20 protein-coding genes and 1 tRNA gene are annotated in these 19,312 nt (G+C 66.6%); 9 read left to right on the forward strand and 12 right to left on the reverse strand.

Translation table 11 applies throughout. The annotated features are described in order from the left end of the window. Positions 1-58 precede the first annotated feature (58 nt). Genes M529_RS44950 through ccmC form a run of 7 tightly spaced genes read right to left on the reverse strand, consistent with a single transcriptional unit; the run spans position 59 to position 4,865 of the window. Positions 59-703 carry a tetratricopeptide repeat protein gene (locus M529_RS44950; protein WP_031295597.1) on the reverse strand — a complete coding sequence of 215 codons (645 nt, stop codon included), beginning with the start codon at positions 701-703 and terminating at the stop codon, positions 59-61. Next, entirely contained in the window at positions 700-1,110 is a 411-nt protein-coding gene (locus tag M529_RS44955; protein ID WP_021319797.1) for a cytochrome c-type biogenesis protein, read from the reverse strand. Before M529_RS44955 ends, M529_RS44950 begins: the two co-directional genes overlap by 4 nt. Further along, positions 1,107-1,634 (reverse strand): redoxin family protein, encoded by a 528-nt coding sequence (locus M529_RS44960; protein WP_031295599.1) that lies wholly within the window; start codon positions 1,632-1,634, stop codon positions 1,107-1,109. The genes M529_RS44955 and M529_RS44960 overlap by 4 nt, the downstream gene beginning before the upstream one ends. Next, the gene (locus tag M529_RS44965) at positions 1,631-3,562 is read right to left on the reverse strand and encodes a heme lyase CcmF/NrfE family subunit (RefSeq protein ID WP_021319799.1); all 1,932 of its coding nucleotides are present in this window, start codon (positions 3,560-3,562) and stop codon (positions 1,631-1,633) included. The genes M529_RS44960 and M529_RS44965 overlap by 4 nt, the downstream gene beginning before the upstream one ends. A 4-nt stretch (positions 3,563-3,566) precedes the next feature. Continuing rightward, positions 3,567-4,013 (reverse strand): cytochrome c maturation protein CcmE, encoded by a 447-nt coding sequence (gene ccmE, locus M529_RS44970; protein ID WP_021319800.1) that lies wholly within the window; start codon positions 4,011-4,013, stop codon positions 3,567-3,569. Then, positions 4,010-4,138: a heme exporter protein CcmD gene (ccmD, locus tag M529_RS48710; protein ID WP_021319801.1), complete on the reverse strand. Its 129-nt coding sequence runs from the start codon at positions 4,136-4,138 to the stop codon at positions 4,010-4,012. Before ccmD ends, ccmE begins: the two co-directional genes overlap by 4 nt. Before the next feature lie 4 nt (positions 4,139-4,142). Further along, complete coding sequence (gene ccmC, locus M529_RS44975; protein WP_021319802.1) at positions 4,143-4,865, reverse strand: heme ABC transporter permease CcmC; 723 nt, start codon at positions 4,863-4,865, stop codon at positions 4,143-4,145. 201 nt (positions 4,866-5,066) lie between these two features. Here ccmC and purF point away from each other — a divergent pair, with 201 nt between their 5' ends. Both purF and M529_RS44985 read left to right on the forward strand, forming a co-directional pair. After that, on the forward strand, positions 5,067-6,527 hold the full coding sequence (purF, locus tag M529_RS44980; protein WP_021319803.1) for an amidophosphoribosyltransferase: 1,461 nt from the start codon (positions 5,067-5,069) through the stop codon (positions 6,525-6,527). Between the two features lie 104 nt (positions 6,528-6,631). Then, entirely contained in the window at positions 6,632-7,345 is a 714-nt protein-coding gene (locus tag M529_RS44985; RefSeq protein WP_021319804.1) for an SDR family NAD(P)-dependent oxidoreductase, read from the forward strand. Positions 7,346-7,349: 4 nt separating this feature from the next. Here M529_RS44985 and M529_RS44990 read toward each other — a convergent pair whose 3' ends face one another. Next, a complete protein-coding gene (locus M529_RS44990) occupies positions 7,350-8,615 on the reverse strand; it encodes an SAM-dependent methyltransferase (RefSeq protein ID WP_021319805.1) in 1,266 nt (421 codons plus the stop codon). A 37-nt stretch (positions 8,616-8,652) separates the two neighbouring features. Then, positions 8,653-10,029 carry a cryptochrome/photolyase family protein gene (locus M529_RS44995; RefSeq protein ID WP_021319806.1) on the reverse strand — a complete coding sequence of 459 codons (1,377 nt, stop codon included), beginning with the start codon at positions 10,027-10,029 and terminating at the stop codon, positions 8,653-8,655. Positions 10,030-10,197: 168 nt separating this feature from the next. Here M529_RS44995 and M529_RS45000 point away from each other — a divergent pair, with 168 nt between their 5' ends. Genes M529_RS45000 through M529_RS45025 form a run of 6 tightly spaced genes read left to right on the forward strand, consistent with a single transcriptional unit; the run spans position 10,198 to position 15,427 of the window. After that, the gene (locus M529_RS45000) at positions 10,198-10,683 is read left to right on the forward strand and encodes an RNA pyrophosphohydrolase (protein WP_031295600.1); all 486 of its coding nucleotides are present in this window, start codon (positions 10,198-10,200) and stop codon (positions 10,681-10,683) included. 55 nt (positions 10,684-10,738) lie between these two features. Next, a complete protein-coding gene (locus M529_RS45005; protein WP_021319808.1) occupies positions 10,739-11,638 on the forward strand; it encodes a DUF481 domain-containing protein in 900 nt (299 codons plus the stop codon). 42 nt (positions 11,639-11,680) lie between these two features. After that, positions 11,681-12,904 carry a hydrolase gene (locus tag M529_RS45010; protein WP_021319809.1) on the forward strand — a complete coding sequence of 408 codons (1,224 nt, stop codon included), beginning with the start codon at positions 11,681-11,683 and terminating at the stop codon, positions 12,902-12,904. Then, positions 12,901-13,920, forward strand: a complete 1,020-nt coding sequence (locus M529_RS45015; RefSeq protein WP_021319810.1) for an arginine N-succinyltransferase — start codon at positions 12,901-12,903, stop codon at positions 13,918-13,920. The genes M529_RS45010 and M529_RS45015 overlap by 4 nt, the downstream gene beginning before the upstream one ends. After that, positions 13,917-15,179 carry an N-succinylarginine dihydrolase gene (locus M529_RS45020; RefSeq protein ID WP_021319811.1) on the forward strand — a complete coding sequence of 421 codons (1,263 nt, stop codon included), beginning with the start codon at positions 13,917-13,919 and terminating at the stop codon, positions 15,177-15,179. Before M529_RS45015 ends, M529_RS45020 begins: the two co-directional genes overlap by 4 nt. A gap of 26 nt (positions 15,180-15,205) precedes the next feature. Beyond that, positions 15,206-15,427 carry a hypothetical protein gene (locus M529_RS45025; protein ID WP_021319812.1) on the forward strand — a complete coding sequence of 74 codons (222 nt, stop codon included), beginning with the start codon at positions 15,206-15,208 and terminating at the stop codon, positions 15,425-15,427. 69 nt (positions 15,428-15,496) lie between these two features. Here the strand turns inward: M529_RS45025 and M529_RS45030 are convergent. After that, a tRNA-Arg gene (locus M529_RS45030) sits at positions 15,497-15,573 on the reverse strand. A 141-nt stretch (positions 15,574-15,714) separates the two neighbouring features. Between M529_RS45030 and M529_RS45035 the strand changes: the two genes are divergently transcribed. Next, positions 15,715-16,215 (forward strand): hypothetical protein, encoded by a 501-nt coding sequence (locus tag M529_RS45035; protein WP_021319813.1) that lies wholly within the window; start codon positions 15,715-15,717, stop codon positions 16,213-16,215. Between the two features lie 39 nt (positions 16,216-16,254). On the opposite strand, the gene ppdK is transcribed toward M529_RS45035, so the two are convergent. Together ppdK and M529_RS0125160 are read right to left on the reverse strand one after the other, a co-directional pair. Then, entirely contained in the window at positions 16,255-18,954 is a 2,700-nt protein-coding gene (gene ppdK / locus M529_RS45040; RefSeq protein ID WP_021319814.1) for a pyruvate, phosphate dikinase, read from the reverse strand. Positions 18,955-19,097: 143 nt separating this feature from the next. Continuing rightward, on the reverse strand, positions 19,098-19,312 hold a 215-nt coding region (locus M529_RS0125160), incomplete at its 5' end, for a DALR anticodon-binding domain-containing protein (RefSeq protein WP_031295604.1).

The following is a 19,312-nucleotide window of genomic DNA, read 5'->3' on the forward strand; positions in this document are numbered from 1 at the left end:
AAACGGGCGCGCCCTATCATGGCTCCTTCGCCCGCGCAATCAATGAGCCACCGGAGGCTCACCCGCCCCGACCGGGCTGCCCCGTCAGCATGGCATCGATACGCGCGATATTGGCTTCAAGTTCCGCCTTGAGGCGGCTCCCGGCGGGGGCCGACTGCGCCAGCGGCGCCCACATCTCCCGCGCGCCCTTCAGCTCGCCTGCCTGGGCCAGGGCAAGCCCGTAGAAGTAGCGCGGTGCGGGAGACTGCGGCTCAAGCGCCAATGCCCGTCGATAGGCGAACTCCGCCCCAGGAGAAAGCGCGCCGCCCGCGTGGTTCATCAGCGCATTACCCAGGCCCAGCCAGAGATTCGCGTCACCCGGCCGGTCGCGCAGACCTGACAGCAGCACATTGGCCGCCTCCTTGGTCTTGCCCTGCCGCCCGAGGCCGTCCGACAGCATCAGCCATTGGCCCGAGGGGCCATAGCGCTCCGCCATGCCGCGCCGGCGCTCGGCCAGATCCTCGTCGAAGGCCGGACGGTCGGCCTTGTCCTGCACTACGGGCGAGCCGGCCAACCTCGGATTGCCTTGCCAGGCATAGCCGGCGAGGCCCAGCAGCAGGGCCGCGGCGACGATCTCCCAGGTTGGCCGGGGAATGCGTCCTATCGCGAACAGCGCAACCATCAGCAGGGCTGCGAGGCCCGCGGCGATCACCCACCCCATCACGGCCGCCTCCGCTTTCCGATTCGTCCGCGCATCAGTATGAGCCCGGCGAACAGCAGCAGCACCGGCGCGGCCCAGAGTGGCCAGAGGATCGGCGCCGCGGTCGGTTCATAGCTCACCCAGTCGCCATAGCGGGAAATGAGCCAGGCGCGAATCTGCTCGGGCTGCTCCCCCGCCATGATCCGCTCGCGGATCTGCGACCGCATGTCGCCCGCCATGCTGGCATTGCTGTCCGCGATCGACTGGCTCTGGCAGGTGAGGCAGCGGATCGTCTCCATGAGGGTGCGGGCCTTCCGCTCCAGCGCCGGGTCGTCGATCTGACGGTCGGCATAGGGCGCCGGCGGCAGCGCGGTCTGCGCCAGCAGGGGCACTGGCGCCAGCAGCAGCAGAATGGCGAACAGCAGCCTCATTGCGCGTCCTTCAGCCGGTCAAGGATCATCGGCACGTCATCGGCACGGATGTCCCCGATATGCTGGTAGCGGATCAGCCCCTTGCCATCGATGACGAAGGTTTCCGGTACGCCCGATGATCCGAGCGCGATCTGCACGCTGCTGCGCGCGTCGAGCCCGATCCGGGAATAGGGATTGCCGTTACGGCGCAGAAAGGCGTCGACGTCGTCGCGCGCATCGCGAATCGCGATCGCGTCGATCTCCGCGCCCGCGCGCCGGAGCGCCTCCAACTGCGGCGCCTCCGCGGCACAGGGGACGCACCAGCTGGCGAAGATGTTGAGCAGGCGAGGCTTTCCGGTTGCAAAGTCGGTGCTCGCGAGCGCGGGCCGGTCGCTGGCACCGGCCGGCAGGGCAAAGCCGGGCAGCGGCTGTCCCACCAGCTTGGACGTTATGACCCGGTCGTCCGGCTTGAACAGCCCCCCGGCGAACAGCGCGAAGAAGGCGAGGAACAGCGCGAGCGGCAGCCAGATCAGCATCTTCCTCATGCCACGGCCCTCCGCGCCCGCCATTTGAGCACCCATCCGCGGCGCTCACGCCCGACCAGTGCCAGCGCGCCGCCCAGCGCGATCAGGAAGCCACCCAGCCAGATCAGCGTGACGAAGGGCTTCCACCAGATCCGCATCTGCCAGCGGCCCGCATCCGCTTCCTGGCCGAGCACGACATAAAGCTGCCCGTCCCAGCGCGTCAGCAGTGCCGCCTCGGTCGTCGGCGTCGGCGGCGAAGCGAAGAAGCGCGCCTGCGGATGGAGCATGGTGGGGCTCCCGCCGCCCCGGCTCGCCTCGACATCCGCCTGCAACGCGGTCCAGTTGTCGCCCGCCCGCGGCAGGATCTGCACGAAGCGCAGCCGCCAGCCCGCGGTCTCGATGACGTCGCCGGGCCGCGCCGCCACCAGCTTTTCCACCGTGAAGGCAGAATCGGACGCCATGCCCGCCAGGCTGACCGCGCAGCCCAGATGGGCGATCACCATGCCCCAGGTGAAGAGCGGGGTGCGGCGCAGGCTGCGCCTCCAGAGCGGCGTGACGCTGGCGACCGCGGTGGCGAGCGCGATCACCAGCCCCAGATAGGGAAGGATGCCGATCCGGCCCCAGGCCAGCAGGCCGACCACCACCGCCGCGACGATCAGCACCGCCGCAGGGACCAGAAGCCGGCGTCCCGCCGCAGCAGCCGAATCCCGGCGCCAGCGCATCAATGGACCCGCCGCCATCGCCACCATCAGCCCCAGCGCGATCGGCCCCGCGATCCGGTCGAAATAGGGCGCGCCCACCGAAACCTTGTGACCGAAGGCCTCCGTCAGCAAGGGATAGAGCGTGCCGACCAGCACCAGCCCCAGGATGACGGACAGCAGCAGGTTGTTGACCACCAGCATCGTCTCGCGGCTGACCAGCTCGAACGGCTCGCCCTCGCGCACCGTGCCGATGCGCCAGCCGAACAGCGCCAGCGCCCCGCCGATATAGATGGCGAGCAGCGCGAGGATGAAACTGCCCCGTTCCGGATCGACGGCAAAGGCATGGACGCTCGTCAGGATGCCCGACCGAACCAGGAAGGTGCCCACCATCGACATGGAGAAAGCCACGACCGCCAGCATCACGGTCCAGGCCCGCAACGCGTCGCGCGTCGCCAGCACCGTCACGCTGTGCAGCAGCGCGGTCGCGGCGAGCCAGGGCATCAGCGAGGCGTTTTCGACCGGATCCCAGAACCACCACCCGCCCCAGCCAAGCTCATAATAGGCCCAGTAGCTGCCGGCCGTGATGCCCAGCGTCAGCAGCACCCAGGCGGCCAGCACCCAGGGCCGCATCGCCCGCGCGAAGGCCGAGTCCACCCGCCGCGTCAGCAGCGCACCCACCGCGAAGGAGAAGGCCACCGACAGGCCGACATAGCCGAGATAGAGGGTCGGCGGGTGGAAGGCGAGGCCGGGATCCTGCAACAGCGGGTTGAGCCCCTGCCCGTCTGCCGGTGCCGGGGAAATGCGGGCGAAGGGGTTGGAGGAAAAGAGCAGAAAGGCGTAGAAACCAAGGCTGATCGCCGCCTGCGCGCCCAAGGTCGCCATATGCGTGTCGCGCCGAAGCGCCCGCTCGAACAGCGCAACGGCGGCGCCCGCGACACCCATCACTGTCACCCAGAGCAGCATCGACCCTTCGTGATTGCCCCAGGTGCCCGCGAATTTGTAGAGCCAGGGCTTCATCGAATGGCTGTTGGTGACGACCAGTAGCACCGACATGTCGGACCGGAGGAACAGCGTCACGAGGGCGGCGAAAGCAAGTGCCGTTAGCAGACCCTGCGCCACCGCGACCGGGCGAACGGCGGCCAGCAGCTCGTCCTTCCGGCCGGTCAGCCCCATCGCGACGAGCACGAGTTGGAGCAGCGCCAGCGCCGCGGCGAACCAGAGGGCAGCGAGGCCGGCTTCGGCGATCATGCTTTTACCGCTCTACCTTCAGCTGGTGGGTGGCTTCGTCATATTTCATGCCCTCGAGCTCCCGGGGCATGTAGCGCTCGTCATGCTTGGCGAGCAGATTGGTGGCGACGAAGGTTCCCTTCGCGTCGAAGGCCCCCTCCGCCACCACGCCCGATCCCTCCTTGAAAAGGTCGGGCGCGATCCCGCTGAAGACGGCCGGCACCGTCGCCTTGCCATCGGTGACGTCGAACCGCAGCGTCACGCCATCCGTCGCGCGCTTCAGGCTGCCCTTTACCACCATGCCGCCCAGGCGGATGGCCTTGCCTGGCTCCACGCCCTTGGCACGCACGTCGGCGGGTGCATAGAAATAAGCGGCCTCGTCCCTGAGCGCGGATGCGGCCAGCAATCCCGCGCCGACCAGCGCGGCCAGCGCCACCAGCGCCAGGACCAGCCTTTGATGCTTGGCCTTCACGCGCGTCCGGCCCTTTCCGCTTCGGCCTCGGCGCGACGCATCCCCCGCCAGCTGACCCAGCTGACGGCGGCCGTTCCCACGAAGGTCACGGCATAAGCGGCGATGACGAAAGCCCAATGGTTCATGGTTTTATCCTCGCGCCAGCCGTTGCAATCGCGCCTCGACCTTGTTGCGCGCCAAGATCGTGCGCATCCGCATCAGTACGATGGCACCGAACCACAAGGAAAAGCCCAGCAGGGTGAAGCCCAGCGGCCAGAGGATCGACCCGTCAATGCTGGACCCTCGCATGGTGATGCTCGGCCCCTGGTGCAGGCTGTTCCACCAGACCACTGACCGGTTGATGATCGGGATGTTGATCGCGCCCACCAGCCCGAAGATGGCGGTGACGGGGCTGACGCCGCCCTGCCCATCCCGCGGGCTGGCATTGGCGAGGGCTATATAGCCGAGATAAAGAAAGAGGAGGACGAGCATCGATGTCATCCGCCCATCCCATTCCCACCAGGTTCCCCAGGTCGGCCGGCCCCAGATCGACCCGGTGGCAAGGCAGATGGCGGTAAACAGTGCGCCCGGCGCAGCCACCGCCCGTCCGGCAATGGCAGCCAGCGGATGGCGCCAGACGAGTTGCACGATCGCGGCGACGGCGATCCCGCTCCACCCCGCCATGCCCAGCCAGGCGGCCGGCACATGGATATAGAGGATGCGCACAGTATCGCCCTGAAGATAGTCCGCCGGCGTTACCAGAAGGCCGCACAGCGCGCCGGCGACCAGCAGCACCAAGCCCGGCCAGAACAACCAGCCGGTCAACGGCCGGGCGATCTTGAGGAAACGGGAAGGATTGGCGAAACGGTGCATTTGGCCTCGCTCCTTAGCGGTGCCCGAGCGGCAGCGCCAGAGGGCCTTTTTGCCCTCCCCGACACCCGATGAACCGGACATGATCCCGGCTTGCCGCGCTTTTTTGTTACAGGCAGGCGACAAAACGACCTTGAGTGACTATATGCGCGCGCATCACCGCCCGCCGGGCGGACAGGATCGGCAGTGGACCCGCTCACACCCATGATTACGACCAACCCGTTCGACGACGACAAGTTGCGCGAGGAATGCGGAATTTTCGGCATTTCCGGAGCAGAGACCGCATCGGCCATCGTGGCGCTCGGCCTCCATGCACTCCAGCATCGCGGCCAGGAAGCCGCGGGCATCACGAGCTGGGACGGGCATGATTTCCACACCCACCGCGCCATGGGCCATGTCGCCGGCAATTTCGACCGCGACGACGTGATTCGCGCCTTGCCGGGCGACGCCGCCTGCGGCCATGTACGCTATTCGACCACGGGCGAAACATCGCTCCGCAACGTCCAGCCGCTCTATGCGGAACTGTCCTCCGGCGGATTCGCGGTCGCCCACAACGGCAACATCTCCAACGCGATGAAGCTGCGACGCGAGCTGATCCGTCGTGGTTCCATCTTCCAGTCGACCTCCGATACGGAAGTCATCATCCATCTCGTCGCGACATCGACCTACCGGACGCTGCTCGACAAGTTCATCGACGCGCTGAAGCAGGTCGAGGGCGCCTATTCGCTGATCGTGATGACGCCGGAAGGCATGATCGCCTGCCGCGATCCGCTCGGCATCCGTCCGCTCGTCATGGGCAAGCTCGGCGATTCGATCATCTTCGCTTCCGAAACGGTGGCGTTCGACGTGGTCGGCGCGGATTATATCCGCTCGATTGAGCCGGGCGAGCTGGTCATCGTGACCCATGACGGCCAGGTGCGCAGCCATCGCCCGTTCGGCGACGTCCATCCCCGCCCCTGCATCTTCGAGCATGTGTATTTCAGCCGCCCCGATTCGATCGTCGATGGCTCCAGCGTCTATTCGGTGCGCAAGGCGATCGGCGCGCAGCTCGCGATCGAAAATCCGGTCGAGGCCGATTATGTCATCCCGGTCCCCGACAGCGGCGTGCCGGCCGCGATCGGCTATGCCCAGCAATCGGGCATCCCCTTCGAACTGGGCATCATCCGGTCGCATTATATCGGACGCACCTTCATTCAGCCGGGCGACAAGGTCCGGCACCTGGGCGTCAAGCTGAAGCACAACGCCAACCGCGCGCTGATCGACGGCAAGCGCATCGTGCTGATCGACGATTCGATCGTGCGCGGCACCACCAGCCTGAAGATCGTGCAGATGATGCGCGAAGCCGGCGCGGCGGAAGTTCACATGCGCATCGCCAGCCCGCCGACGCGGCACAGCTGCTTCTACGGCGTCGACACGCCCGAGCGGACGAAGCTGCTGGCGCATCGGCTCGATGTCGGCGGCATGCAGGATTTCATCCACGCCGACAGCCTGTCCTTCATCTCCATCGACGGGCTCTACAAGGCGCTGGGCGAAGCGAAGCGCGCCGACATCCGGCCGCAATATTGCGACGCCTGCTTCACCGGCGACTATCCGACGACGCTCACCGACCAGGACGAGGCCGTGGTGCAGAACCAGCTCGAACTGCTTGCCGAGCGGGTGGTGTAAGGGGACAGCCTCTCCCCCCTCCATCCGTTCGGGCCGAGCCTTTTGAAGCCCCCATTCTTTTCAAAAATGCCCTTCTTCGACAGTCCAGGGCGAACGGAGCATCCATGTCCGATCTTCCCCTTTCCGGAAAGCTCGCTCTCGTCACCGGCGCCAGCCGGGGCATCGGGGCCGCCACGGCGGAGGCCCTCGGCCGGGCCGGCGCGCACATCATCCTGACCGCCCGCACCGGCGGTGCGCTGGAGGAAGTGGAGGAGCGGATTCATGCGGCCGGCGGCAGCGCGACCATCGCTCCGCTCGACCTGACCGATGGGGAGAGCATCGGGCGGCTGGCCCAGGCGATCGCCGGGCGGTGGCAAGCGCTGGACATGCTGGTCCTGAACGCCGCGACGCTCGGCTCGCTCGCCTCGGTGCCGGCGATCGATGCCAAGGAGTTCGCCCGCCTGCTGACGCTCAACATCGCCGCGCCGCAGGCACTCATCGCCGCTTTTGACCCACTGCTGCGGGCGAGCGCCGATGCCCGCGTCATCGCCCTCACCTCCTCGGTGGGTGCTACCCCCCGCGCCTATTGGGGGGCCTATGGCGCGTCGAAGGCAGCCCTCGAAACACTCGTCGGCGCCTATGGCGAGGAAGTACGGAACATTTCGGCGATCCGGACCCATATCGTCGATCCCGGCGCCACCCGCACGGCGATGCGCGCGCGCGCCTTCCCAGGCGAGGATCCCGCGACGCTCAAGGGGCCGGACGTGGTCGGCACGGCGATCCTGGACCTCATCCTGGCGGATACGCCCACCGGCCACCGGCTGCGCGTGGACGGTTGAGCCGTCAGGCCGGTTTGACCAGCGTCACCTGCGCCACGTCGATCCCGCCGCCGCGAAAGCCGCCCTCGCAGTACATGAGGTAATAGCGCCAGAGCTTCACGAAATGCGCGTCGAAGCCGGCGGGCAGCTGCCCTTCGTCCACGACATGGTCGAACCGGTCCCGCCACCGGCGCAGGGTTTCGGCATAATGCTGCCCGAACCGGCGGACGTCGCACCACTCCAAGCCACGCGCTTGCGCCAGCGCACGGAACCGGCTTTCGGACAGCAGCATACCGCCGGGAAAGATATAGGTCTGGATGAAATCGGTCCCGCGCCGATAGGCGTCGAACAGCGCATCGTCGATCAGGATATACTGGATGGCAGCACGTCCGCCCGGTTTCAGCAGGCGGTGGATCGCGTCGAGATAGGCAGGCCAGTAGCGCTCTCCTACCGCCTCCACCATCTCGACGCTGGCGATGGCGTCATATTGCCCCTCAGCGTCGCGATAGTCGGTCAATAATATGCGTGCGCCGGAACCCAGCCGGTCACGGGCATAGTCCGCCTGCTCGACCGATAACGTCAGCCCGTCATAGCGGATCGCCCGGCGCTCCATCGCCTGTTCGGCAAGGCCGCCCCAACCGCAGCCGATCTCCAGCATCGATGCTCCGTCACGCAGGTCCAGCCTATCCAGGATCGCATCCACCTTGCGCCGCTGCGCCTGCTCCAGGCTCTCCAGCCGATCGCCGGGATCGCGGAACAATGCGCTGGAATAATGCATACCCCGGTCAAGCCACAGGGCGTAAAAGTCATTGCCGAGGTCGTAGTGGAAGGCGATGTTGCGCCGCGATCCCTGCCGGTTGTTGCGCCGGCTCCAGTGGGCCAGCCGCCCGATCCAGCGCGCGGGCCCTTGCGACCGGCCCGCCTTGCCGAGCGATGCGCCATTCCGCATGAACAGCTCGAACAGCGGTACGGGATCAGGGCTGGTCCATTCCCCCGCGGCCCAGGCGCGATACCATCCCGCCGATCCGTCCGTCACCAGCCGGACCAGCGCGCGCCAGCGGACCACATGCACCGTGCAGTCGGGGCCGGGCGCGCGTCCGCCGAGCAAGCGGCGCGACCCGTCGGGCAGCAACGCCTCCAGGCTGCCAGCCTCCAGCCCGCTGTCGATCCTGTCGAGCAGGCAATGGAAGATGGGCGACAGCCAGCGGCCATGGGCGGTGGCGGCGGATTTCGCCACCGGCTTCCGCACCACGGCCATTTCGCGGCCCCGCTTGGGATCGAGCGCATTCATGTCCGTCTCTTTTGCCGCAGAGCGGTTCGCGCCGCAATCACCCACGCATCCGCGCATAGGCCGCCAGGGCGCGCTCCCGGCCTTCGCGATGGCCGATCAGCTTTGCGGGATAGGACTCCGGCCGGACGCTGTGTGCATCGGGATCGTGGATCACCTTGTCGCCCAGATGGGCCAGTTCCGGCACCCATTGGCGGATATAGGCGGCAGCGTCGAACTTCTCCGACTGGACGAGCGGCGCCATGATGCGGGAAAAGAGGTTGGCGTCCACGCCGCTGCCCGCGACCCACTGCCAGTTCACGCTGTTGTTGGCATAGTCCGCATCCACCAGAGCGTCCCAGAACCAGCGCGCGCCATGGCGCCAATCGATCAGCAGATGCTTGATGAGGAAGCTAGCGGCGATCATGCGCACCCGGTTGTGCATCCACCCAGTCCTCCAGAGCTGGCGCATGCCGGCATCCACAATAGGATAGCCGGTGCGGCCCTGTTGCCAAGCGGCCAAATCGCGCTTCGCTTCCCGCAGATCGCGCCATGGCATCGCGTCGAAGGCCCCTTGCGCGTTCTGCGATCCATAAGCGGGAAGGACGCAGACCTGGTTGTGCGCGTAATCGCGCCAGATCAGCTCTCGGAGGAATATGCTCGGGTCACCCTTTGCGGCGCAGGCGCGATGCCAGACATGGGCGGGAGACACCTCCCCGAAATGGAGATGCGGCGACAGGCGCGATGTGCCTTCTCCCGACGGCCGATCCCGGGCGATTGCATAGGCGTCAGCCTTGTCGAGAAACGCCTCCACCCGCTCCCGCGCTCCCTGCTCGCCCGGGGACCAGACCTCTCCGAATCCAGCTGCCCAATCGGGTTTGCTGGGCAGCAGGCCCCAGTCGGACAAGCGGTCGCTTTCCGGCCAGTGGCCTGGCGCGTCGATCCCTTGGGGCGCGGGCAGCGGGTCGGCGGGTGGCATATGCTCCATCACGGCGCGGGCGAAGGGCGTATAGATGCGATACATCCCGCCCGCCCCCGTGCGCACCGCGCCGGGCGGGAGCAGCAGGGTTCCATCGTGCAGGTGCAAATCGACCCGCCCGGCCACGGCCTTTTGCGCCTGGCGCCACCAGGGTTCGTAGTGACCCAGCGCGTGGACCTTCGTCGCGCCCGTTTCCGCCGCGAGCGCGGCCAGCACGCCCGCGCTGTTCCCACGGCGAAGGATAAGGCGCGACCCCTTCCTCCGCAGCGACTCGTCGAGGCTCGCCAGACTATGGTGCAGCCACCAGCGCGAAGCGCCTCCCATCTTCCACGACCGAGGCACCGAATCGTCCAGCACATAGACAGGGATGACCGGTCCCTCCTGGGCGGCGGCGGCAAGGGCGGCTTGGTCGGAAAGGCGCAGGTCCTGGCGGAACCAGAGGAGGACGGGAGCAGGCATGTCCGTTTCTAATGCCCGTTGCGACCGCCCGTTCCAAGGGCCGGATGAGCCGTACCCGCATCAACGACGCCGCAACCGATTCGCGCGATGGACGCGGACGATGGCGGCGCTTATTCTGATGTACCGCGCTTCGCTGTCGTGGGGCCAGCGCGAGATGCAGGGGTGAAGATGGCTTCGATGCCCAAAGATTCGGAACTGGGTTACCGGCCGTGCGTCGGAATCATGCTCGTCAACATGGATGGGAAGGTGTTCGTGGGCCAGCGGCTCGACAGTTCGGTCGAAGCCTGGCAGATGCCGCAGGGCGGCATTGACGAGGGCGAGGATGCGAAGGCCGCCGCCCTGCGCGAACTGGGCGAAGAAACGGGAATCGTTCGCGATCATGTCGAGATCATCGCCAAGGCGCGGGATGAGCATTTCTACGACCTGCCGCCCGAGCTGATCGGCAAGCTGTGGGGCGGAAAATATCGCGGCCAGCGACAGTTCTGGTTCCTCGCGCGCTTCCTGGGTACCGACGGGGACATTGATATCCACACCACTCATCCCGAATTCCAGAACTGGAAATGGACGGCGCCCGATACGCTCCCGGACCTGATCGTGCCCTTCAAACGGAAGCTCTATCGGGACATCCTTCAGGAGTTCAAAGATCTGATCTGACGGAAAAATGACCTTCGGGTCTTAAAATCCGTGGTTTGCCGGTTATGAGGGGGACATGCGCTCCCTGCTGTTCTCCCTTCCGCTGTTGGCCGCTTTCCCGGCCCATGCCGCCGATCCGGCGCTGCTACCTCCTGCTGTGCGGGAAATGATGGAAGCCGCGATTGCGAACGGCAACGAAACCGAGATCGCGACGGTGGCGAAGATCGCCAAGCAGACCAATCCGGGCTCCGCGGAGGAGATCCAGCGGATGGTCAACAGCTGGAAGGCTCGGACCAAGGCGACCCATGAGGCCGTGGTGCGCGAAGCCCGTTTCACCGAATTGTGGAAGGGCCGGTTCGAAGCCGGCGGCTTCCGCTCGACCGGTTCGACCAGCGAATTCGGCATCAGCGCCGCCGCGACGGTCCAGCGTGCCGGGCTGCAGTGGACCCACAAGCTGACCGCCAGCGTCGATTATCGCCGCGCCAATGGCGTGACCTCACGCGAGCGCTATTTCGGCAGCTACGAGCCACGCTTCGAATTCGATCCTCGCGGTTTCGCCTACGGCCTCGCGCAGTTCGAGCGCGACACCTCGATCGGCTATGACGAACGCTATACCGCGTCGGTGGGTATCGGCTACAAGCTGATCATGAGCGATCCCGTCGACTTTTCGGTCGATGCCGGCCCGTCCATCCGTCATGCCAGATATGTCATCGGCGTGAGCGAGACGAAGCTGGGCGTTCGCGGATCGATGGATCTGCAATGGCGCCTGTCGCCGACCTTGACTTTCAAGCAGACCGGTTCCGCCTATGCCGAAAGCGACGTCTATACGCTCAACGCCCTGACTTCGCTGGAAACGAAGGTCGCGACGCGCTGGTCGGCTGCGCTGTCGTACAATGTGCAGTATGAATCCGAAACGCTGCTGTCCGCGCGCGATCTCAACACGCTCAGCCGGCTGACGCTCACCTACGATTTCTGATCGGGGGTGGAGGCTGGCGCCTCCCTCTGATAGGAACAGGCGATGAGCGGGTTATCGCTGGAGGAAGAGGCCGTCCTGGAGCGGGCGGCCGCCGCGCCGATGCTGGACCAAGTCCAGGACTGGGCGGCCGTCAATAGCGGGTCGCGCAACCTGACAGGGCTCTCGCGCATGGCCGGGCTGCTCGCCAATGCGTTCGCGGCCTTGCCGGGAAACGTGGCGCTGCGAGAGGCGGCTCAGGTGGAAAGCGTCCTGCCGGACGGCCGGGTCGTCCCTGCCGAGCATGGCCGCCATCTCCATCTGTCAGTCCGCCCCGACGCGCCGCTGCGCATCCTGCTGACGGGCCATATGGACACGGTGTTCGCAGTCGACCACTCCTTTCAGCAGCAGCGCTGGATCGACGGCACGACACTGAACGGTCCCGGTGTCGCCGATATGAAGGGCGGCCTGGCGGTGATGCTGGCGGCGCTGGAAGCCTTGGAATCCTCGCCCAGCGCCCGAGCGCTCGGCTATGAGGTCGTCATCAACAGCGACGAGGAGGTAGGAAGCCCCTCCTCCCTGCCGCTGATCCGGCAGGCGGCAACAGGCAAGCGCGCCGCCTTCACCTACGAGCCCGCGCTGCCCGACGGCACGCTGGCCGGCGCGCGGGCGGGCAGCGGCAATTTTTCCGTCATCGTGTCCGGCCGCAGCGCCCATGCCGGCCGCAATCCCGATGAGGGTCGCAACGCCCTGCTCGCAGCCGCGGACCTCGCCCTTCGGCTGAAGGCCGCCAGCGGCGCGGGGTTTTCCTGCAATCCGGCGCGGATCGATGGAGGGGCGCCCAACAATGTCGTGCCCGATCATGCCATATTGCGGGTGAATTTCCGCCCCAAGACGCCGGAGGACGAGACTTTGGCCCGGCTGCTGCTGGATCAGGCGATATCCGCCGTCTCACGTGAGCATGAGGTCGCCATGCACCTGCACGGCAGTTTCGGCCGTCCGCCCAAGCCCATGGACGCGCGCGCCGAGCAGTTGTTCGGCCTGGTGCGCCGCTGCGGCGCCGACCTGGGCCTGCCGATCGGCTGGCGCGACACCGGTGGCGTCTGCGATGGCAACAATATCGCGGCCTGCGGCGTGCCCGTGGTCGACACCATGGGCGTGCGCGGCGGCAATATCCACAGCGACCAGGAATATCTGCTGACCGACAGCCTGGCCGAGCGGGCGAGATTGTCGGCGTTGGCGCTGCTGCGCATAGCCGGGGGATACTTACCAGAGGGGATGACCGCTTGACCTTCTTCATGCGCACTGCGCGCGCGGACGACCTGCAGACCCTGTACGAGATGGCGAAGCTGACCGGCGGCGGCTTCACCAACCTCCCTCCGGATCGCAAGGCGCTGGCCGCCAAGCTTGAACGCACGGAGCAGGCGCTCGCGCGCCAAGGCGACGATGTGGAGGACGAGTTGATCGTCATGGTGCTGGAGAACCGCCAGACCGGCCAGGTGCGCGGCACCTGCCAGATCTTCAGCAAGGTGGGGCAGAGCTGGCCCTTCTATTCCTATCGCCTGGGTATCCTCACCCAGTATAGCCGCGAGCTCAACCGCACCTTCCGCGCAGAGATGCTCTCGCTGACCACCGACCTGGAAGGATCGGCGGAGGTTGGCGGCCTCTTCCTGCACCCGCGTGAACGGGCGGAGGGCCTCGGCCTGCTGCTCGCGCGCAGCCGCTATCTCTATATCCGCAACCACCGCCCCCGCTTCGGCGATCGAGTCATTGCTGAGTTGCGCGGGGTCATCGACGAAGCGGGCGGATCGCCTTTCTGGGACGGGCTCGCCGGCCGCTTCTTCGGCATGAGCTTCCAGGAAGCGGACGAATTCAATGCGGTCAACGGCAATCAGTTCATCGCCGACCTAATGCCCAAGACGCCGATCTACACCGCCATGCTGACCGACAGCGCCCGCGCCGTCATCGGCCTGCCCCACCCCAATGGCCGCGCGGCGATGCGGATGCTGGAGACGGAGGGCTTCGTCAACGCAGGCTATGTCGACATCTTCGACGGCGGCCCGACGATGGTGGGCCAGATCGATTCGCTGAGGACCGTCGCCTGCGCGCGCGACGTCACATTGTCCGCCACCCACGAAAGGGGCGGCGAAAGGGTGCTGGTCGCAGCTGGGCGGCTCTCCGACTATCGCTGCGGCTATGGCTTCGTAAAGGAAACGGCGGACGGGCTCATATCTCTCGACGCGGAAAGCGCCGCGCTGCTCGACCTGTCGCTCGGCGATGCCTTCACCATGGCGGGACGGTCATGACGGTTAGGGAAATCAATTTCGACGGGCTGGTCGGCCCCAGTCACAATTACGCGGGGCTCAGCCTCGGCAATCTCGCCTCCGCGCGCAATGCCGGCGCCGTATCGCACCCGCGCGCGGCGGCGCTGCAGGGCCTGGAGAAGATGCGGGCCAATATCCGCCTTGGCCTCACCCAAGGCCTGTTCCTGCCGCAATGGCGGCCTGACGGTGCCTGGCTCGCCATGCTGGGGACCGATGTCGGCGGGGCCGAACCGCACATCCGCGCCGCCGCCATGTCGGCCTCTTCGATGTGGGCCGCCAATGCCGCGACCGTGTCGCCCGCCGCCGACACGATTGACGGGCGCACCCATCTGACGGTCGCGAACCTCGTCACCATGCCGCATCGCAGCCACGAATGGCCACAGACCCTGCGGCAGCTCCAGCTCGCCTTTTCCGCGCGGGATGCCTTCGAGGTGCATCCGCCCGTCCCCGCCCCCTTCGGCGACGAAGGCGCGGCCAACCACATGCGTCTGTGCGAGAACCACGGCGCGCCGGGCGTGGAAGTGTTCGTCTACGGCCAGTCCGGCGGCCCCTTCCCCGCGCGCCAGCATGTCGAGGCGAGCAAGGCCGTCGCGCGGCTTCATGGCCTCGATCCGGCGCGCACCCTGTTCGTCCAGCAGTCGGACGAAGCCATCGCCGCCGGCGCGTTCCACAACGACGTCGTCGCCGTCGCCAACGAACATGTGCTTTTCGCCCATGAACTTGCCTTCGCCGACCGGGACAGCTTCTACGCTGCCCTGCGCGCTGCGCTGCCCTGCGTCGAGATTATCGAGGTGCCCGCCGCGTTGGTGAGCCTGTCGGACGCGATCCGCAGCTATCTGTTCAACGCGCAGCTCGTGACCCTGCCCGACGGCGGCGGCATGGCACTGGTGCTGCCGAGCGAGGCGCAGGCGATACCAGCGGTGTGGAACTGGCTGGAAAAGTTGGTGGCCGGCAACGGCCCGATCCGGCGGCTGGTGCCGGTCGATGTGCGGCAATCCATGGCCAATGGCGGTGGCCCGGCATGCCTGCGCCTGCGAGTCGTCGCCGATTCCGCCGACATCGACCCCCGCTTCTTGCTGGACGAGGCAAAGCTGGACGAGATCGCCCGGATCGTCGGCGCCTATTGGCCCGAAGACATCGCGCCTGCGGACCTTGGCGACACACGCCTCATCGCCCGCATCGAACAATCGTGGTTAACGCTTGTTGACCATTTGCAGCTTTCGGGCGACTTGATTCCCTGACGGCCTCACCGCCGGACGGGATCGACATGAACCGCATCAAGCGCCTTTTCACGATCAAGACCAAGTTCGAAGCGTTCCTGGTCATCTACGCCCTCGCCATGGGCGCGGCAGAGCGCGGCATCGTCTATATGCAGCAATATCCCGGCACCGGCGGCCAGCTGCTGGCGCTCGCCTGCACCGGCGCGGTGTTCATGGCGGGCGGCAAGATCCTCGACGCCCTGGAAATGCAGCGCGTCCTCTACGACTGAAGACAAATGGCGCCTTTTCCGGAGTGGCATCGCTGCCGCCCGAGGGGATATTTCTTCAATTTTGGAAAATGGCGCGCCCGGAACGATTCGAACGTCCGACCCTCAGATTCGTAGTCTGATGCTCTATCCAGCTGAGCTACGGGCGCGTTGGAGTGGCGCAGATAGAAGGGGGCGGAACATCTGGCAACCCCCTTTTTCGACTTTTTTCATTCCCTTCGCGAGGAGCTGCCGCAAGCGCGGCAACTTTGCGCCGATCCGCTCGTTACGGCCGTGGAAAGGATGCCACGATGACCTTCACATTGAACGAGATCGCGCTGCTGGTGGTGGCGCTGCTGATCGGCCTCGTGCTGGGGCTCATGCTCAGCGGCCGGGGCAAATATCGGCGCTACTGGCGCGACGAGCAGCTGGCGCACCGGCAGGCGATGAAGGATCGCGACGCGCGCCTCGCCGCAGCGAATGAGCGTATCGCCGAACTGGAGCGCAGCCGTGGTCCTATCGGTCCCGGCACGGCGACTGCGGTGGCGGGTGCCGTGCATGGCCGCGACGACCTCACCCGCATCCGCCCGATCGGGCCGCAGGACGAGGTCGCCCTCAACGAGGCAGGCTATCACCGCTACGGCCAGATCGCCGCGATGAGCGACGAGCAGCAGGCGACACTGGAAGGCCGCCTGGGCCTGCGTCCCGGCACCATCGCGCGCGACGAATGGCGCGAACAGGCTCGCCTGCTCGAGCGCCGCGAGGATGCGGAGCACGCCAGACTCTACGACCGGCGCAAGACGCCCGTCTGAACGAACAAGGGGGCAGGATCACCTGCCCCCGTTTCTTGCTTATCCCCTCTTCGCCAGCGCGGCCTGGGCGGCGGCGAGCCGGGCAATCGGCACGCGATAGGGCGAGGCAGATACATAATCGAGCCCGGTCGCCTCGCAGAAGGCGATGGAAGCCGGGTCGCCACCATGCTCGCCGCAGATGCCGAGCTTGATGTCGGGTCGCGTCGCCCGACCACGCTCGGCGGCCAATTCGATGAGCTGCCCCACGCCCTCCACGTCGATGCTGACGAAGGGATCGCGGGCGAAGATGCCCTTGTCCACATATTGCGTCAGGAACCGGCCCGCATCGTCACGGCTGATGCCGATCGTCGTCTGCGTCAGGTCGTTGGTGCCGAAGGAGAAGAATTCGCCCACCTCGGCGATCTCCCCGGCCTTGAGCGCGGCGCGCGGCAGCTCGATCATCGTGCCCACCAGATAATCGACCGACGCGCCCTGCTCCGCGAAGACCTCGGCCGCGACGCGATCGACGATCGCCTTCATCAGTTCCAATTCCTTTTTCGTTGCGACGAGCGGGATCATGATTTCGGGGATCGGCGCTTCGCCGCTGCGCTGCTTTATGATCAGCGCGGCTTCGAAGATGGCGCGGGCCTGCATCTCGTAGATTTCGGGATAGGTGACGCCCAGGCGGCAACCGCGATGGCCGAGCATGGGATTGAACTCGTGCAGTTCGGCGGCACGGCGCTTGAGCGCTTCCACCCCCACGCCCGCGGCCTTCGCCACTTCCTCGAACTCTGCCTCGCCATGCGGCAGGAATTCGTGCAGCGGCGGGTCGAGCAGGCGGATGGTGACGGGCAGACCCGCCATCACCATGAAGATCTGCGCGAAATCGTCGCGCTGCTCGGGCAGCAGCTTGTCCAGCGCCGCGCGGCGCCCCTTCTCGCTGTCCGCGAGGATCATCTCGCGCACCGCGGTGATACGGGCGGCGTCGAAGAACATATGCTCGGTGCGGCACAGGCCCACGCCCTCCGCGCCGAAATCGCGCGCGGTCTGGCAGTCGAGCGGGGTTTCCGCATTGGCGCGCACCTTGAGGCGGCGGACCTTGTCGGCCCAACCCATCAGCGTGCCGAAGTCGCCGGCCAGCTCGGGCTGCACCGTGGGCACCTCGCCCGCCATCACCTCGCCGGTGGAACCGTCGATGGTCAGGATGTCGCCTTCCTTCAGCTCGCGGCCGTCAATGCGCAGGATCTTGGCGGCATTGTCGATCGACAGGCTGCCCGCCCCCGACACGCAGGGGCGGCCCATGCCGCGCGCCACCACGGCGGCGTGGCTGGTCATGCCGCCGCGCGCGGTCAGGATACCCTTCGCCGCGTGCATGCCATGGATGTCCTCGGGGCTGGTCTCGACACGCACCAGGATGACCGCGTCGCCCAGTTCGTTGCGGCGCTCGGCCATGTCGGCGTCGAACACGATCGCGCCCGATGCCGCCCCCGGAGAGGCGGGCAGACCCTTGGTCAGCACGTCGCGCGGCGCCTTGGGATCGAGCGTGGGGTGAAGCAACTGGTCGAGCGCCGCCGGATCGACGCGGGCGACGGCCTCCTCCTCGGTGATCAGGCCCTCGTTGGCCATGTCCACCGCGATCTTGAGCGCCGCCTTGGCGGTGCGCTTGCCCGACCGGGTCTGGAGCATCCAGAGCTTGCCCTGCTGCACCGTGAACTCGATGTCCTGCATGTCGCGATAATGGGTTTCGAGGATACCGAACACCCGCGCCAGCTCGGCATAGGTTTCGGGCATCGCCTCTTCCATCGACAGCGGCTTGGCCCCTGCCCGCTCGCGCGCGGCCTTGGTCAGATATTGCGGCGTGCGGATGCCCGCCACCACGTCCTCGCCCTGCGCGTTGATGAGATATTCGCCATAATAGGCGTTCTCGCCGGTTGCCGGATCGCGGGTGAAGGCGACGCCGGTGGCCGAGGTGTCGCCCATATTGCCGAACACCATCGCCTGCACGTTGACCGCCGTGCCCCAGTCGTGCGGGATCGAGTTCAGGCGGCGATAGACCTTGGCGCGGTCCGCCTGCCACGATCCGAACACGGCGCTGATCGCGCCCCACAGCTGGTCGTTCACGTCCTGCGGGAAAGGCTTGCCCCACAGCTTCTCCACCAGCCGCTTATATTCATCGACCAGCATCTTCCAGTCGAGCGCAGTCATCTCGGTATCGAGGCTGTAGCCCTGATCCTCCTTGGCAACCTCCAGCGCCTCTTCGAAGGCGCCATGGTCCAGCTCCAGCACCACGTCGGAATACATCTGGATGAAGCGGCGATAGCTGTCCCAGGCGAATCGTTCGTCGCCGGAGGCGGCCGCGAGGCCCTCGACCGTTTCGTCATTGAGGCCGAGGTTCAGCACCGTATCCATCATGCCGGGCATCGAAATACGCGCGCCCGAACGAACCGACACCAGCAGCGGGTCGGCCTTGTCGCCGAAGCTCTTGCCGGTCACGCCCTCGATATGGGCGATGCCGTTCGCCACTTCGGCGGTCAGGCTCTCAGGATAGACGCCGCCGTCCGCATAATAGCGGGTGCACATCTCGGTCGTGATGGTGAAGCCCGGCGGCACCGGCAGGCCGATGGAGGCCATGCCGTCCAGATTGGCGCCCTTGCCGCCCAGCAGGTTCTTGTCGCCCTTGCCTCCGTCATCCACGCCGCCGCCGAAGCGATAGACATAACGGGTCGCTGTGGTGTTCATGCTGGCCTCTTCCATCAACATAGTCGCGGCTCCTTAGAGTGACGGCCGCGCAATTGTGCGCTGCAACAAATTCTAGACAATAAGCGGGCGATAAATCCACCCGCTTTTACGACAGTTTCGGCGCGACCCGTGATATTTTGAAGCGAAAGGCTCTTTTCGGCTCTCTAGCCCGCAATTTTCGAAAAGTCAGCCACCGTGTGCACCGCCGCGCGCACCCGCGCCAGCAGCGCCAGCCGGGCCGCGCGCTTCGCGGGATCGGCGTCATTGACGGTGACGTCCTCGAAGAAGGCATCGATCGGCGCCCGCAGCGTCGCGAGCGCGGCCATCGCCCCCTCGAAATCCTCCGCCGCCACCGCCTGCGCCGCCTGCGGCTCGGCGG

Source organism: Sphingobium ummariense RL-3, from assembly GCF_000447205.1.
Classification (GTDB): Bacteria; Pseudomonadota; Alphaproteobacteria; order Sphingomonadales; family Sphingomonadaceae; genus Sphingobium; species Sphingobium ummariense.